The 15,364-nt window shown below is 37.0% G+C and carries 16 protein-coding genes and 1 riboswitch; of the genes, 2 read left to right on the plus strand and 14 right to left on the minus strand.

Annotation, left to right across the window (positions count from 1 at the left end):
- Window positions 1-67: 67 nt before the first annotated feature.
- Both ACNTMY_RS07570 and ACNTMY_RS07575 read right to left on the minus strand, forming a co-directional pair.
- The gene (locus ACNTMY_RS07570) at window positions 68-724 is read right to left on the minus strand and encodes a DUF1803 domain-containing protein (RefSeq protein WP_423215996.1); all 657 of its coding nucleotides are present in this window, start codon (window positions 722-724) and stop codon (window positions 68-70) included.
- Window positions 717-1,232 carry a YiiX/YebB-like N1pC/P60 family cysteine hydrolase gene (locus ACNTMY_RS07575; RefSeq protein ID WP_423215997.1) on the minus strand — a complete coding sequence of 172 codons (516 nt, stop codon included), beginning with the start codon at window positions 1,230-1,232 and terminating at the stop codon, window positions 717-719. The genes ACNTMY_RS07570 and ACNTMY_RS07575 overlap by 8 nt, the downstream gene beginning before the upstream one ends.
- A gap of 100 nt (window positions 1,233-1,332) precedes the next feature.
- On the opposite strand from ACNTMY_RS07575, the gene yaaA reads away from it, so the two are divergent.
- A complete protein-coding gene (yaaA, locus tag ACNTMY_RS07580; RefSeq protein ID WP_423215998.1) occupies window positions 1,333-2,064 on the plus strand; it encodes a peroxide stress protein YaaA in 732 nt (243 codons plus the stop codon).
- Window positions 2,065-2,103: 39 nt separating this feature from the next.
- Here the strand turns inward: yaaA and ACNTMY_RS07585 are convergent, their stop codons facing one another.
- From ACNTMY_RS07585 to ACNTMY_RS07610, 6 genes are all read right to left on the minus strand, one after another.
- Window positions 2,104-2,265 carry a hypothetical protein gene (locus tag ACNTMY_RS07585; RefSeq protein WP_423215999.1) on the minus strand — a complete coding sequence of 54 codons (162 nt, stop codon included), beginning with the start codon at window positions 2,263-2,265 and terminating at the stop codon, window positions 2,104-2,106.
- A gap of 60 nt (window positions 2,266-2,325) precedes the next feature.
- Window positions 2,326-3,258 (minus strand): manganese-dependent inorganic pyrophosphatase, encoded by a 933-nt coding sequence (locus ACNTMY_RS07590; RefSeq protein ID WP_024343660.1) that lies wholly within the window; start codon window positions 3,256-3,258, stop codon window positions 2,326-2,328.
- Between the two features lie 152 nt (window positions 3,259-3,410).
- Window positions 3,411-4,028, minus strand: coding sequence for a hypothetical protein (locus tag ACNTMY_RS07595; protein WP_423216000.1), 618 nt, complete (start codon window positions 4,026-4,028; stop codon window positions 3,411-3,413).
- A 60-nt stretch (window positions 4,029-4,088) separates the two neighbouring features.
- Window positions 4,089-4,877 carry a pyruvate formate-lyase-activating protein gene (pflA, locus tag ACNTMY_RS07600; protein ID WP_021142967.1) on the minus strand — a complete coding sequence of 263 codons (789 nt, stop codon included), beginning with the start codon at window positions 4,875-4,877 and terminating at the stop codon, window positions 4,089-4,091.
- A gap of 74 nt (window positions 4,878-4,951) precedes the next feature.
- Window positions 4,952-6,283, minus strand: a complete 1,332-nt coding sequence (locus ACNTMY_RS07605; RefSeq protein WP_423216001.1) for a hemolysin family protein — start codon at window positions 6,281-6,283, stop codon at window positions 4,952-4,954.
- A gap of 172 nt (window positions 6,284-6,455) precedes the next feature.
- The gene (locus ACNTMY_RS07610) at window positions 6,456-8,372 is read right to left on the minus strand and encodes a glycoside-pentoside-hexuronide (GPH):cation symporter (protein ID WP_423216002.1); all 1,917 of its coding nucleotides are present in this window, start codon (window positions 8,370-8,372) and stop codon (window positions 6,456-6,458) included.
- 192 nt (window positions 8,373-8,564) lie between these two features.
- On the opposite strand from ACNTMY_RS07610, the gene ACNTMY_RS07615 reads away from it, so the two are divergent.
- Window positions 8,565-9,347 carry an ABC transporter ATP-binding protein gene (locus ACNTMY_RS07615; protein ID WP_423216003.1) on the plus strand — a complete coding sequence of 261 codons (783 nt, stop codon included), beginning with the start codon at window positions 8,565-8,567 and terminating at the stop codon, window positions 9,345-9,347.
- 42 nt (window positions 9,348-9,389) lie between these two features.
- Here ACNTMY_RS07615 and ACNTMY_RS07620 read toward each other — a convergent pair whose 3' ends face one another.
- From ACNTMY_RS07620 to ACNTMY_RS07645, 6 genes are all read right to left on the minus strand, one after another.
- On the minus strand, window positions 9,390-9,938 hold the full coding sequence (locus tag ACNTMY_RS07620; protein ID WP_423216004.1) for a tRNA (mnm(5)s(2)U34)-methyltransferase: 549 nt from the start codon (window positions 9,936-9,938) through the stop codon (window positions 9,390-9,392).
- Window positions 9,935-10,870 (minus strand): TIGR01212 family radical SAM protein, encoded by a 936-nt coding sequence (locus ACNTMY_RS07625; protein WP_423216005.1) that lies wholly within the window; start codon window positions 10,868-10,870, stop codon window positions 9,935-9,937. The genes ACNTMY_RS07620 and ACNTMY_RS07625 overlap by 4 nt, the downstream gene beginning before the upstream one ends.
- Window positions 10,871-10,952: 82 nt before the next feature.
- Window positions 10,953-11,609 carry a phosphatase PAP2 family protein gene (locus ACNTMY_RS07630; protein ID WP_423216006.1) on the minus strand — a complete coding sequence of 219 codons (657 nt, stop codon included), beginning with the start codon at window positions 11,607-11,609 and terminating at the stop codon, window positions 10,953-10,955.
- Between the two features lie 128 nt (window positions 11,610-11,737).
- Entirely contained in the window at window positions 11,738-12,307 is a 570-nt protein-coding gene (locus ACNTMY_RS07635) for an ECF transporter S component (protein ID WP_423216007.1), read from the minus strand.
- Between the two features lie 75 nt (window positions 12,308-12,382).
- A riboswitch (FMN riboswitch) is annotated at window positions 12,383-12,556 on the minus strand.
- Between the two features lie 89 nt (window positions 12,557-12,645).
- Complete coding sequence (locus tag ACNTMY_RS07640; RefSeq protein WP_423216008.1) at window positions 12,646-13,191, minus strand: tRNA (cytidine(34)-2'-O)-methyltransferase; 546 nt, start codon at window positions 13,189-13,191, stop codon at window positions 12,646-12,648.
- 293 nt (window positions 13,192-13,484) lie between these two features.
- Window positions 13,485-15,332, minus strand: coding sequence for an APC family permease (locus ACNTMY_RS07645; RefSeq protein WP_423216009.1), 1,848 nt, complete (start codon window positions 15,330-15,332; stop codon window positions 13,485-13,487).
- Window positions 15,333-15,364 lie beyond the last annotated feature (32 nt).

Genomic DNA, 15,364 nt, shown 5'->3' on the forward strand with positions numbered 1-15,364 from the left:
AACTTTGCGGGGGTGAGACAACGAAATCGAATTTCTTCGAAATTACTGATTTCTGTCTCACTCCCTTTTATGCTTTGCTTGCAAAAACTAGTGATTCTTTATCGAAATCCATGTTCAATTCATATTTGCCATTATCGTTTTTCTTGATGTAGCCTAGCAAATCCAAAGCATCCACAAAAATATCAGGTCGTTTTTGAGCGACTTCGTCTTTATCAACAAATTTCAATAGAAAAGTTGTCATGTATTTCAAAGCGTAAGCCTGATTAACATCTCCTAGCAAATCATACAACGGTTGTTGCAGTTCAGACATTGGCAAGTTTTCAGCGAGTTTGAAAAAATAATTTGAAAGTGTCAATTCATCACGAACAATACTTGTCTTTTCAGCGAGTACCAAATCATTAGTCTCATTTTCCAAACGTGTCTCAAAAGTGATTGCCATCAAGTCAGTGTAGATTTGACTCTCATCATCCACAAAAATCTGACTATCTAAGTCAATATTTTCTAGAGATTCAAGCAAGTCAAAACCAATCGTATAGCGCTTATTGTCACGGATAATGTACCCTGCTTGGACATATTCTTCAATCAAACGGTCAATCTTTGAGACTTCTTGAAACTGTGCTTTGATTTGACGCAAAGTCACATCATCAGTTTGATAAAGGAAGTTAACCAAGTCCTTGAAAAATTCTTGTCGTGTTAATTTATCTGGATTAAAAATTTTAATCATGTAATTCTCCTAAATATTGTAAAAACGCTGAATTGGATAGCTGGCTGGGATTGGTGCCTGGTTGGTTCAAAGGCACAGCAAGACCAAGTTTGTCATAGTAGTCCTGCCAAAACTCAGAAATCTCCTGCTCATCATCTCCAAATTTCATGGGAACAGTTTCAAAAATCGGTAAGATTTCTGCAATATACTCAGAACAATAATAACAATTATTGCCAGGATAAAAGCTGTCATTATAATCTCTACCGAGAAGATTCTTTGCAGCTGCCAAAACTTGATCTGGATTTATTTTTGGATAACGGTAAATCGAAACAATCTGCTCATGTGTATCCAAAAATTCTCTCAAACTTTGTCTAACAACGCCTTGATTTTTCGTTGCATGATAAATCTTCTGCTCAAAAAAGATACCAACATGACTGTACTGCCCCGTCGAATCCTTTATAGCTTGTGACATTTTTGAGGCATCATACATAAAAAGTAAGTCTCCAGCCTGCAATTCGCGTAGTTTCATATGTTAATTGTAACAAAAAACATAAGCGACTGCTAGAAGAAGACAATCTTAAAATGCTAATCAATTGTAGCTAAGATTTATCGTATGCTATAATGCCAGTATGAAACTATTAATCCCTAACGCCAAAGAATTAAATACCAATCAAGATGCCTTTTCTTATCAGGAACTTTCTCAAAAGCCCCAAGCGATACTTGATATTTTGACGGATTTTTCTGTTAAAGATTTGACAAACTTTTATAAAATCAATTCTAGCAAAGCTGACCAAGAGTGGCTGCGCTGGCACCGCTTATCAGACAAAGAAGCAAAAAGCTACCCTGCTTGGCTCTTATATGATGGGCTGATGTATCGCTATATGAATCGTCAGCAAGTCAGCCAAGCTGAACAAGACTACCTCGATGAGCACCTTCGTATCGCAACAGCATTTTATGGACTTGTCAAACCAACTGACCTGATTGCCCCACACCGCCTTGATTTTCAAGGAAACCTTAAAATTGGAAAAACTTCTTTGAAGCAATTCTGGCGAGAAGACTATGACAAAGCTGTTCAAGATGATAACCTTATTATTTCACTACTTTCCTCAGAATTCGAGCAAGTCTTTTCACCAAGCATCCGTAAACGCATGATTAAAATCATCTTTATGGAAAATCGAGCTGGTAAATTTAAAATTCATTCAACCATTTCTAAAAAAGGACGAGGATGCCTAGTCTCACTCATGGCTGAAAAACAAATTGAGACACTTGAGGACATCAAGACTCTAACTTTCGATGGATTCTCATTTTCCAAAGACCATTCAGATGAACAAACCATTACATTTATCCGAGATGGAGAATAAAAAAAGCAAACAAGAGAACTTGTTTGCTTTTTTCTAAACCTATTTCATCACAAAATAGAAGATGATGGCTACTAGAGCTAATAATCCCAACAAACCTTTGATGATTTCTTTCACAGAATTTCTAGTGATAGTAAATTCCCAGTGTTGTCCTTTTTTATGATAAAGCACTTTTTCTTCCATAACTTTAACTTTCTCTTTCAAAAAAATTTATAACAAAAAGACGACTATCGTCGCCCTTTGTTGTTATCCTATCACTTTTGATTAAGCGTTGAAGCTTTCAGTCAATTGTGGGACAACTTGTTTTTTACGTGAAACAGCACCTGCAAGGAATGCGTGGTTGTTTTCAAGTTTGAAGTTGAATGCTGCTTCAACTTTATCCATGTTAGCACCAAGTGCCAAGATTTCTGAGTTTGAGTTAAGGATATCAGTAATCATAAGAACGAAATCAGAGTATCCGTTAGCTTGGCTAGCAGCTGTCATTGCAGCTTCGATTTCTGCTTGACGTTCAAGAACTTCGTTGATATCAACTGTGTTAACTTGAGCAACACGAACTTGGTTTCCGTTAAGTTCGAATGATTTTGCATCGATGTCAATCAATTCTTCAGCAGATTTTGTTGCCAAGTTTGTACCAGCTTTAAGCAATGCCAAACCGTATTCTTCAAGGTTAACACCTGCGATTTCTGCCAATTCAGCAGCTACAGCTGGGTCAGTTGCGTGAGTTGTTGGTGATTTAAGAAGAAGAGTATCTGAAATCAAACCAGACAATAGCAAACCAGCCATTTCTTTAGGAAGAGCTACACCATTTTCTTTGTAAAGACGGTAAACGATTGATGAAGCTGAACCAACTGGTTCCAAACGCATGTAAAGTGGGTTAGCAGTTTCAAAGTTAGAAACACGGTGATGGTCAATAACTTCGATAACTTCAACGTCACGAATATCAGAGATTGATTGTTGGAATTCGTTGTGGTCTGTCAAAATAACTTGGTCAGCACCTTCTGCTTTTGCTGATTCAACAACACGTGGTGCTTCAACACCAAAATAGTTCAATGCAAAAGTTGTTTCTTCATTTGGAGTTCCAAGAGCAACAGCTTCAGCATCCATACCAAGTTCACGTTTCAAGTGTGCGTATGCAATTGATGAACCAAGTGCATCAGAGTCTGGATTTTGGTGACCAAAAACTAAAATTTTAGACATGTTTTTTACCTCATAATAATTATTTACCTCTTATTTTAGCAAAATTTAAGATAGATAGCAAAGCTGGCAGCTGGTTTTAAGGTAATATCAAACAAAAAAGCATCTTCACCAGCCAATCGACTTACTCGCCAGTGAAAATGCTTTTGATATTTTTAATCTTGTTCAGAATGGTTGTCATCAGAGCTTGCTTTTTCTATCTCTGATTCATTTGTAGAAACTTCTTTGTGCGTAGCTTTTTCATGTTCTAATGCAAGGCGCAAGAGACGCTCTTCTTCCTCACGATTTTCCTGATTGCGGATAGCTTCTTGTTGCTTACGATAAGCCATAAATTTTCGACTGTTATCCACAATATGCAAACGTTTAATACCTTTTACAAGCAAACGCCAAATAAAAGTAATCAGTGATTCTAACAAGAGCAAAAGCTCAATAACAACTACACCAAGCAAACTCCACGCCATAAATAGCGTCACAAGCAACTGAGAAAATATCTTCTTAAGATTGCCTAAGTCGTTATTATGGATAGATAATGTTTCCAAGAAAAGGTTAAGAATGCCTTGCAATAGCCCTGATTTAACAGACTTATCACTAGATAAATCTACCTCACCCTGGCTTGGCATAACTAAAACAATATCACCATCTTGAATGTAGTCAACCTGATCACCCAGTGTAATGTCAAAATCAAATAACTCTCGCGCTAATTTCTTGATTTTTCCATCCTGTGTTAAGTACACAAATTTTTCATCAAATTTTAAAATTTTGTAACTGTTCATAGTGTCCACCTTGTGATAGAGCTTATCAAAGATTCAAGTCAATGTCAATAGTCACAAGGACTAATGATGAATACGTTTCATGTATTCTGTGTAAGACTCAGTATGCATAAGCTCTTTAGCATTTTGGACACGTTCTTTTGTCGGTGGTTTAACCCCTTCAAGACTGTAAGGAATTCCCAATTCATGCCATTTGAACTCACCTAAAGTGTGGTAAGGAAGAATTTCAAACTTATCAACATTTTCAAGTGTCTCTACAAATTTTCCAAGCTCAATCAAATCCTCATCAAAATCAGTTAAACCAGGAACCAAAACATGACGAATCCAAACTGGAATTTTCTTATCAGACAAATAACGAGCAAAAGCTAGAATATTTGTGTTTGGTTGACGTGTGACAACAATGTGTTGTTTAGGATTGATTTCTTTCAAATCCAAAAGCACCAAATCTGTAACAGCTAATAACTTGTCAACAATCTCGTGATATTCTGGTGTATCACGGAAAGTAAACCCACAAGTATCTAGCGTACAGTGAATGCCTAACTCCTTAGCTTTGGTAAAGAGAGCAGTCACAAAATCAATTTGTAACATGGCTTCACCACCTGAGACAGTGATACCACCATTTTCACCCCAGAAATGTTTGTAGCGAAGCGCTTCTGCTAAGACATCATCAACTGTTCTTACTCGTGATTTATTGCTTTCTAATGCCCAAGTATCAGGGTTGTGGCAGTATTGGCAACGCATTTTGCAGCCTTGCATAAAAATGACAAAGCGAACGCCTGGACCATCAACAGAACCAAAACTTTCTGTTGAATGAACCATTCCAGTCACTTTTCCGTAATCAATTTCAGCCATTTTCTATCATCCTTTGTAACCGTTTTTCTAATTTTCATTATACCATTTTCCAAAGAAAAAAGACTAAGCCAAACTTAGTCTTCTTCATTATTCTGTTCTATATCAGAAAAAACGACTTTTAGTTTTGTCACACGACCATCTTTGACTTTGTCATTTGTCAAAGCGATGTGCTTATCTTTTGATTCAACTTCAAACGTTTCACGACTATCTTGTCTCGGAATATTTCCGACACCTGTCAAATAAAATCCAGCAATTGTGTCAACATCGTCACTGTCCAAATCAAGGTCAAAGTAATCATTGAAATCATTCAAAGTCATCGTACCTAAAACGATATAAGTGTGTTCACCAATCTCTCGAACAAATTGTTCTGTTTTATCTGTTTCATCATCAATCTCACCGACAATTTCTTCAAGAAGGTCTTCAAGAGTTACAATCCCTGCAACACCTCCGTATTCGTCTAGCAAAATTGCCATCTGATTTTGAGTATTTCGCAACTGACGCAACAAATCATCCACAAAAATTGTTTCAGGAACAAACAAAGGTTCTTGTAAAATTTTGCGCAAGACAATATTGTCAAAGCCATCACGAAAACCAGCAGCAAGCAGACGTTTTGTGTGAAGAACACCGATGATTTTATCTTTGTCATCATCATAGACGGGAATACGTGAGAAATGATTTTTCAAAATGTCTTGAATATTTTCTTGCGTATCATCGTTAATGTCAATCATGAAGGCATCTGTACGAGGCACCATGACCTCACGCGCCATTAATTCATCAAGCGAGAAGACACCTTGTAGCATTTCAATTTCTTCTGCATCAAGTGTTTCTTCACTATTTGATAGCATGTATTCAATTTCATCACGTGTCATTTTTTCATCAGCATCGTCAAATGTCATTGGCGTAATGCGTGATAAAAAGTTCGTTGAAGCTGAAAGCAACCATACAAATGGACTAACAATTTTTCCAATAAAAATAATAATCGGAGCAGAAATAACGGCAAGATTTTCTTTGAGGTTCATCGCAATACGTTTTGGATAAAGCTCACCAAGAACAATCGAAATGTAAGTCAAAAAGACAAGAGAAATGATGCTTCCCGCAGTCTGTGCCCAAGCAAAATTACCAAACCATGAAGCAATAACACTGCCTAGTGAAGCTGACAAACTAGCCCCTTGCAATAGACTGATAAATGTAATCCCAACTTGGATGGTTGATAAAAAGTTATTAGGTTTTTCTAAAACAGAAAGAAGTCGAATAAACTTTTTGTCCCCTTCTTCTGCTTTTTGTTCAACACGTGAACGATTTAAAGAAACAAGTGCCATCTCAGATGCTGAGAAAAAGGCATTAAGCAAAGTCAAAATTAACAATAATACAAATTGAAAAACTAAATTCTGACTCGGGTCTTCCATATAAATCTTACTCCTCTTCTATAAAAAGTAGGTAAAAAGCCTACATACAATTCTTAATACAGTGACTTCATTATAGCACATTTTCTAATTAAAGTACTAAACAAATACAATCACTTTCTACTATTAAAAAAGCCCAGTTTAAAACTGAGCTTTGTTTTGAAACAATTTATTCTTAATGCAAAGTAAGCACATTGTCACCTGCTTTAACAGTTTCTCCAGCTTTTGCTTGCATGTTAAATGTTTCAAAAGCATGAGTGTTTGTAACGGTAATAATAACAGTATCATCAAGACCAGCTTTTTGAATAACTGGATCCCAGAATTCAATTAATTTATCACCTTTTTTAACACGTTCTCCTTCGACCACATATGAGACAAAGCCTGTACCTTTTAATTTGACAGTACCAAGACCAATGTGAATCAATAGAACAATACCATCTTCAGAAACCAAACCAACAGCGTGACGTGTCGTAAAGACTTGACGAACCATCGCATCAAACGGTGCGTAAACACAACCATCGCTTGGCTTAATGGCAAATCCTTTACCAAGACCTTCACTAGCAAATACTGGATCAGCTACTTGTGACAAGTCAAGAAGTTCACCAGCAATCGGTGCAGAAATAGTCAAGCCACCATCTGTTTCAACTTCGTCGTCAACAAATTCATGACCCCAAGTGCGTTCAAGTTCTTCGACGATTTCAGCGTGCTTTTCTTCAGTTAATTTAACACGGAAGAAAAAGACAACACTACTTAGAATAATCAAAGCAAATGGTAAAGCAAATACGTGAAGTTTGAATGACATGGCACCTGCTTTTGTGATTGAATCAGCTGTCGCACCTGTTGTCATACCAGCAGCAACCGCTGCAGCACCAATAACAAGGTTTGAAATAGCACCACCAAATTTATCAAGCAAAGGACGAACTGACAATGTCAAAGCTTCGTCACGGTGACCAAGTTTCCATTGACCGTATTCAACACAGTCTGTGATAATCATCAAAACAACTAGGAAGACAAGTGGTTGTGGAATAAAGAACAATTCAGCAGCGACCAAGACAAGAGCAAGTGAAGTTCCAGCTACTGAGAACAAACCAATACCACAAAGCATAACAGCGATACATGCAAAGAAAAGATTACGTCGGTTCAATTTTCCAGCTAATTTAGGGAAAAGTGATACTGACAACAAACCAACAACAGTGTTAATTGTACCAAGGATTGAGAATTGGGCAGCATGTCCCAAGATATAAGTGAAATAATACAATTCAGAAGCATTTAAAATGCTGATACCTGTAGTGTACAAGACATATGACAATGAAATTGCCATCAATTGATCGTTTTTAGTCAAAACTTTAAGAACATCTTTAAAACCAGTCTTTTCAGTATTTTTACGAAGATCTGACTCAATTTCGTGTGTTCCAAATGCAACGGCTAGAACAGTCAAAACACCGAGAAAAGCTACGATGAAAGCAAACCAGAACCAACCACGATTATCACCAGCACCGCCATTACGATTTAGTGAGAAGAAAAGTACAATCGGCATGATGACAACACCGACAATGTTAGCACCAATAGTTGATCCGATACGAGCAAAGGTTGCTGTTTTTTCACGTTCTTCTGAACTAAATGACAAAGCAGGAACCATTGACCAGAAACCAATATCTTTAAATGAATAGAAAATATCCATTGTAATGTAGATAAATGCAAAGATAATCAAGTAAAGAACTGGATTTGTCTTGTTAAGACCTCCCATGTCTGTAAACAAAATCAACAAAGCAATTGAACTGATTGTACCACCAGCAACTACCCAAGGTTTAAATTTACCCCAACGAGTTTTGGTATTATCAATCATATTTCCGATAAATGGGTCGATAATCAATTCGACAATACGCAAACCTGCAATAATCTGAGTGATGTATAAAACCATGCGATTATTTTGTGCCGCATCACCTGTGTTAAATAAATGTGAGGTAATAAAGGTGATGAAATATGTTGATAAGGTTGCATAGAAAATATCATGACCAAATGCCCCAAAAGCATATGAGATTCGTGATGTTGCAGCCTGTTTCTTTGAAACTGCATTTGATTGAGTATCCATAAAAAATCTCCTTCTAAAAGTAACTTGTTTTTCATTACAGTTTTATAGTAAACGTTTTCATAAAAGAAGTCAATAAGTTTTAGTAAAGTTTTACTAACTTTTAGTTTAATACTTCAAACCTTTTTGGCGAGTATTTGTCTGAATTTTCTAAAAATGATATAATAGCTATCAAACACATCTCGGAGGTCACTTATGGCTCAAATTGCTTTAGAAAATGTTACGCTATCACGACAAAATAAAACCCTTCTCAAAGACATTACTTGGAAGGTCAACAAAGGGGAACATTGGGCAATCTTAGGGCTCAACGGGTCTGGTAAAACATCACTTCTAAAACTTATCACAGCAGAATACTGGACAAGTCAAGGCAGTGTTGAGGTACTGGGAAATAAATTTGGTGAGACTGATATCAGCAATATGCGTACCAAAATCGGTATTGTCGGTTCATTTATCGCAGAACGTCTCTCTCCACACATGCTAGCTGAAAAAATTGTTCTGACTGGAAAATATAAATCAAGCATTCTATACACTGAGTATGGCGAAAAAGAGCTAAACGAGGCAAGACAAATGCTCATCTCAATTGGTGGTGAACATCTTCTTGGTCGTATTTATGCCAGCCTTTCACAGGGGGAAAAACAACTACTTCTCATTGCTCGCAGTCTTATGGAAGAACCTGAGATTTTGATTCTCGACGAAGCAACCAGCGGTCTTGATTTATTTGCTCGTGAAAAATTACTCCGCCAAATCGAACAAATCACAACTCTTCCAAAAGCACCAACCATCCTCTACGTCACTCACCACGCAGAAGAAATCACACGTTCTTTTACCCACGTTCTTCTCCTCAAAAAAGGGCAAATCATTGCCAAAGGTCCTAAAAATGAAGTTCTTACTGAAACTATTTTATCTGATTTTTATGACCAAAAAGTCTCAATCGTGCCGCTCGGTGATGACCGCATTTACATCAAACCTGAATTTTAATAACGAAAAACCTCTATGACCTTAATCATAGAGGTTTTATCATTAACGTAATTTTTCAATCATAACCAAAAATGGTGGTTGGTGAATTTGGTTAAGAGGTTTGTAAAGCATGGTTGCAAACTCTTTTTGGTCAAGAGCTGACACGTAATCAAGCACTGCATCTTTTTCCATGTTTCCACCTTCGTGACCATAATAAATCATGATAGCTAGACGACCACCGATTTCAAGACGCTCTAAGATTTTTTCAATAGCCACTAAAGTGGTATCGGGTTTTGTAATGACTGTCTTATCGGCACTTGGTAAATAGCCAAGGTTGAAAATAGCTGCGCGAATTGGCTCACTGACGTATTTATCAAGATTTTGATGCCCATCTAAAATCAACTGCGCATTTGAAATTGCTTGTTTTTCTAGGCGTTCTTGTGTACTTTTTAGTGCTTGTTCTTGCACATCAAAAGCGTAAACTTTTTTAGCATGCTGAGCGAGAAAAGCTGTGTCATTACCATTTCCCATGGTTGCATCAACAGCTACTGCACCATCATCTAGCACCTCAGCCAAAAAATCATGTGATAAGTGTAAGGGACGTTTTATCACGATTCGACCTCCTCTAATTTACATCCTTGATAAGAACCACGACGTTCCATTTCTTTGTCAATAGCGTTTAAAACTTCCCATTTCTTGAGGCTCCACATTGGTCCAATCAACATATCGCGCGGAGCATCTCCAGTAATGCGGTGAATAATAATATTTTTAGGAATGATTTCCAGCTGGTCGCAGATAATATTGACATATTCATCCATACTGAGCAATTTTAAACGACCTTCATGGTAGTCGCGTTGCATTTTGGTACTTGTCATCAAATGCAACAAATGAAGTTTAATACCGTCAATCTCATTATCGGTTACACAACGTCTAACATTTTCAACCATCATTTCATGAGTTTCACCAGGAAGGCCATTAATCAAGTGAGAAACAATTTCTACTTTTGGTGCTAGCTCGCGAAGACGTTTAACAGTTTTAACATACAAATCATAGTTGTGACCACGGTTGATGATTTCAGAAGTCTCATCATAAGTTGTCTGTAAACCAAGCTCAACCGTCACGTGCATGCGCTCTGACAATTCAGCAATATAAGCGATAGTCTCATCTGGCAAGCAGTCCGGACGTGTCCCAATATTAATACCGACTACACCAGGTTCATTGATAGCTTGCTCATAACGTTCACGAATGACATCTACTGTATCATGTGTGTTGGTAAAATTTTGGAAATACACCAAATATTTTTTGACCTCTGGCCATTTACGGTGCATAAAATCTATTTCTTTATAAAATTGATCACGAATTGGCGCATCTGGAGCTACGATAGCATCGCCAGAACCTGACACCGTACAGAAAGTACAGCCGCCATGCGCTACCGTTCCATCACGGTTTGGACAATCAAAGCCAGCATCAATAGGAACTTTGAAAATCTTTTCTCCAAAAAGCTCGCGATAATAATCATTTAGAGTGTTGTAACGTTTTTTCATAGCTTATATTATAACACTTTCTAGTTCTCAGACAAAATCTAGTCACCTTAAAAAAGACGACCTCTTGGTCGCCTTTTAGTGATTAATCTTGTTTTCCTTGGAAGCGCCATTCAAAACGCTTTTGGTCGTAAACAGGGTAAACTGCAGCAACGATGGCAACTGCTAACAACCAACCACCCAAAATATCTGTTGGGTAGTGCACACCAAGATAAATACGTGAAATAGCTGTTGTAATGGCAATCACTAATAATAAAACTTGCAAACAGCGTTTCACAAAAGTTTTATTAAGATGTTGCTCAACAATAATCATTAAGCTAAGCGCTACAATCATACTTGATGCTGAGTGCCAGCTTGGAAAAGATGGTCCCATCGGTTTCTCAACCAAATACTCTAGAAGTGGTCTTGGGCGACCATAAAGATATTTGAAGATAGTTGAGAAAATCCCCATCAAAAGTAAGTTTCCTGATAAAAAGATAGCTTCAGTTTTCCAGTGCTTTCCAAAATAAAGTACAGCAGCAATCACAAATGTATAAATAAAAACTAAAACTTCATGTCCAAAATTCGTCATCAATTTAAAGAAACTTGTCATATGCTTAGGCAATTCACCACGCACGCTTGTCTGAATTGCTGAATCGATACTTGAAACAACATCTGGATAGAATTTTACAACATAGCCCAACATCATAAAAATCACAAGAACAGTTGAAGCAATTGTAAAATAAATTTGTTTATGTTTCATGTTAATCCCTTTCAAAAAATTATCCTCACCTTATTATACCTTAGTTAAATTTTTTATCACAGCCAAAGCCTTCAAAATCAGTGAGAATTCTATGGCAACAAAAAAGCTAGAAAAAATTTCTAGCTTTTCTATCTATTTTTTAAAATTGGTTTTAAGCAGCTCCACAAAATAAAGAAAGCAACTGAGAAAATAATGCCTTCAATCAAGTTAAATGGGACAACCATTGCAAATAAATAATTTCCCAAACCTAAAATAGTTGAAATATCAAAATTAGCAAATTGCGCATAAAGTGGCACAGCGTAAATATAGTTCAAGACTAACATCGCAAGCGTCAATCCAACTGTCCCGACAATTGAAGCAAAAACGTAGGATTTAAGGCTTGGTTTACGTTTCCAGATAAAAGCAATCGCTAGTAGGAAAACGCCTAATGCTACTACGTTCATCGGCATACCAATCAAAGTCGTTACACCACCATTATTTAGCATAAGTTTTAACAATGTACGCAAAATCAAAATGCCAAGTGCACTCTGTAAATCAATCATGACAAGTCCAATCAGAACTGGCAAAATTGAAAAATCAAATTGCAAGAAGCTAGCTGATGGAATCAATGGAAATTGCAAATACATCAGCAAAAACGAAAGCGTCGACAAGATAGCAATGTGAGCCATTTTGCGCGTATTGGTCATAGTTCCAGGCATAAAAAAGTTCCTCCAATTTTCTCAAATTGAAAGAAGGCGTTCGAGTATATGAGTTCACTAAAAGTAATCACAACTCTTGGTCTTCTCCCATCCAGACTATACTGTCGGTTCTGGAATTTCACCAGATCAACTGCAAAGCAGCTCGCGGACTTTCAAATTGCTCACACTTCTTATCAAACTAAGATAGTTGATAAAAGAACATAAGGCAACACCGCCGGTCGGGAATTACACCCTGCCCTGAAGACACAATTAGAATATCAAAAAAAATCATCTACTGCAATAATTTCAGCTTAAAAAGCTTATCTAGGCGCAAAAAAACAGCCTTACGGCTGCTTTCTCTATTTTAATTTATCGTGTTCGTAAGTATGGCTTAGTTCCAAATTTGGGAATGCTTGCTGACGAAGCGCTTCGTAAACAATCATACAAACGGTATTTGATAAGTTCAAGCTACGAACGTGTTCATCATTCATCGGAATACGAAGGGCTTTTTCTGGATTTTCACGCATGAATGTTTCAGGTAAACCTTTATCCTCACGACCAAAAAGGAAATAATGGTGTTTACCATCGTTATAATTCTCATCTGAGTAAACTTTTTCTGCAAACTTACTAATCAAGTGAACTTGACCGTCACATTTTTCCATAAACTCTTCAATGCTATCATAAAACGTCACGTCAAGTTTATCCCAATAATCTAGACCTGCACGCTTCATTTTGCGGTCATCGATTGGAAATCCCATCGGACGAATAATATGCAATGGCGTATTTGTTGCTGCACAAGTTCTAGCGATGTTTCCTGTATTTTGTGGAATTTGTGGTTGAAAAAGAACAACATGATTGACAGCTTTTGTAGCTTCTTCTTGATAATCGAGTGCTTCGATATTCATAACTCTTCCCTTTCCGTTTTTTGACATAAAAATAAACCACACTGCCCGGAGTCAAGCTCAGCAAACAGCGTGGTTGGCGGCGATTCATTAACTTAAATCATAACAGGTTTGATTTAAACTAACGAATTCTTATTGATTATTATAACACTTTAACATGCAAAGTCAACGTATTTGACGTGAATTTGTCAGGTTTTTTAAGGCTTTTTTCAACTTTTTTTGAAACAACTTTTTTGTAAACCTTTTCTTTGATAACATTCAAAAAAGCCTTGAAAATCAAGGCTTTAAAAAATCTTTTATTTTTTCAAATGATAAGAATAAGTTGCAATAATAATATCTTCGTTCCAACGTAAACGTGCGCGAAGGCGTAAGCTCATTTGATTGTGAAGAGCATTTTGCCAGCTGTGCTTAGGAATGAATTTTGGAATAATAACCGTCATAGTGTGATTATTTTTCTTAGCTTCATGATTCATCTTTTGCACAAACATCATAGTTGGTTTGACGATGTCACGATAGTTTGACTCAACATTGACAAAGGTAACATCTGGAAAATAATGTTTGAACTCTCGCTCAACTTCCATATCTTTCTCACGTGTTTCTAGTGTTGAAACGTGCATAGCAACAACTGTTTGACCAATGCTTTTGGCATAATTGATGGCACGAATACTTGCTTGGGTCAAATTACCAACCAAAATCAAAACCGTATTACCATCATAATGAATATTTTTAACATCATCTGTCAAACGAAGCTGCATGGCAACGTTGTTGTAATGATTTTTGATTGAATGGAAAAGAAACATCAACACAAAGATAATTGGGAAGAATGGCCAGATTTCACCGATTCTAAAGACTAACAAAATCAAAATAATAAGATAACAAATGATTGCTCCTAAAATGTTAGCGATAGAATGTTTAAGGTAACCTTGTCCAAATTGACGTTTCCAGTGGATAACCATCCCTGTCTGTGATAGCGCAAATGGAATGAACACACCAATCGTATAAAGCGGGATAAGACGTTCTGTTGACCCATTGAAAATACAAAGCAAAGCAATGGCACCGACTGCTAAAGTAATAATACCATTTGAGTAGCCAAGTCGTGCTCCTTTTTCCATGAAAAGGTGTGGCATGTATTTATTCTTAGCCATGTTAAAGGACAACATTGGAAAGGCTGAAAAACCTGTGTTGGCAGCAACAGCTAAGATTAAAGCTGTTGATAATTGGAAAATGTAGAAAAGGGTATTTCCAATTGGTGAATTGCCAAAAATACGTTGTGCGATTTGAGCAAGGACTGTTACATGTTCAGACGGTAAAATACCTAACCAGTAGTTCAAGAATGTGATACCTGCAAACATTGTACCCAAAATAAGTGACATAATGGCAAGTGTCCCAGCTGCATTCTTTTCTTTAGGTTTCTTGAAAAATGGCACCGCATTTGAGATGGCTTCAACCCCAGTCAATGACGCTGAACCACTTGTAAATGCTCGAAGCAAAAGAATCAATGAAACACCTGGTACTACTTTACCAACATGTGCAGTCGCTGTGTAAGCTAGGTGTCCCGTCAAAATCTGAAAAGCACCATAAGCAATCAAGAACAAAATACTTACAATGAACAGATAAACTGGAATCATCAAGGACTTAGCCGATTCACGTAAACCACGCAAATTCATAAACATCAAAATCAATACCAGCACAATTGAAATCTCTAAATTAAAGTGTTTAATTGCTGGAAAAGCTGATGTAATAGCATCCGCACCTGATGATACCGAAACTGCTACCGTCAACATGTAATCAACCAATAAGCTACCACCGGCAATTAATCCCATACTTGGCGATAAATTTTCAGTAGAAACCATGTAGGCACCGCCACCTTTAGGGTAAGCGTGGATAACTTGTTGATAAGAAATTGTTAAACTTGCTAACAGTACCAAAACTAAAAGTCCGATAGGAAGTGACCACCAAATCGCTGCCGCTGAAATAGTCGTCAAAACCAGAATAACTTGCTCTGGACCGTAAGCAATTGAGGAAAGGGCATCGCTGGATAGCATGGCAAGAGCCTGAGATTTAGATAGCAAATGATCCTCATTAGCCTCGCCAGCTGATTCCAAGGGATTTCCAATAAAAACATTTCGTAACTTTTCAAGCATTGAAATTTCTCCCTAAAATTAGATAACGACTC

The organism is Streptococcus equinus, assembly GCF_049393735.1.
In the GTDB taxonomy this organism is placed as follows: Bacteria; Bacillota; Bacilli; order Lactobacillales; family Streptococcaceae; genus Streptococcus; species Streptococcus equinus_G.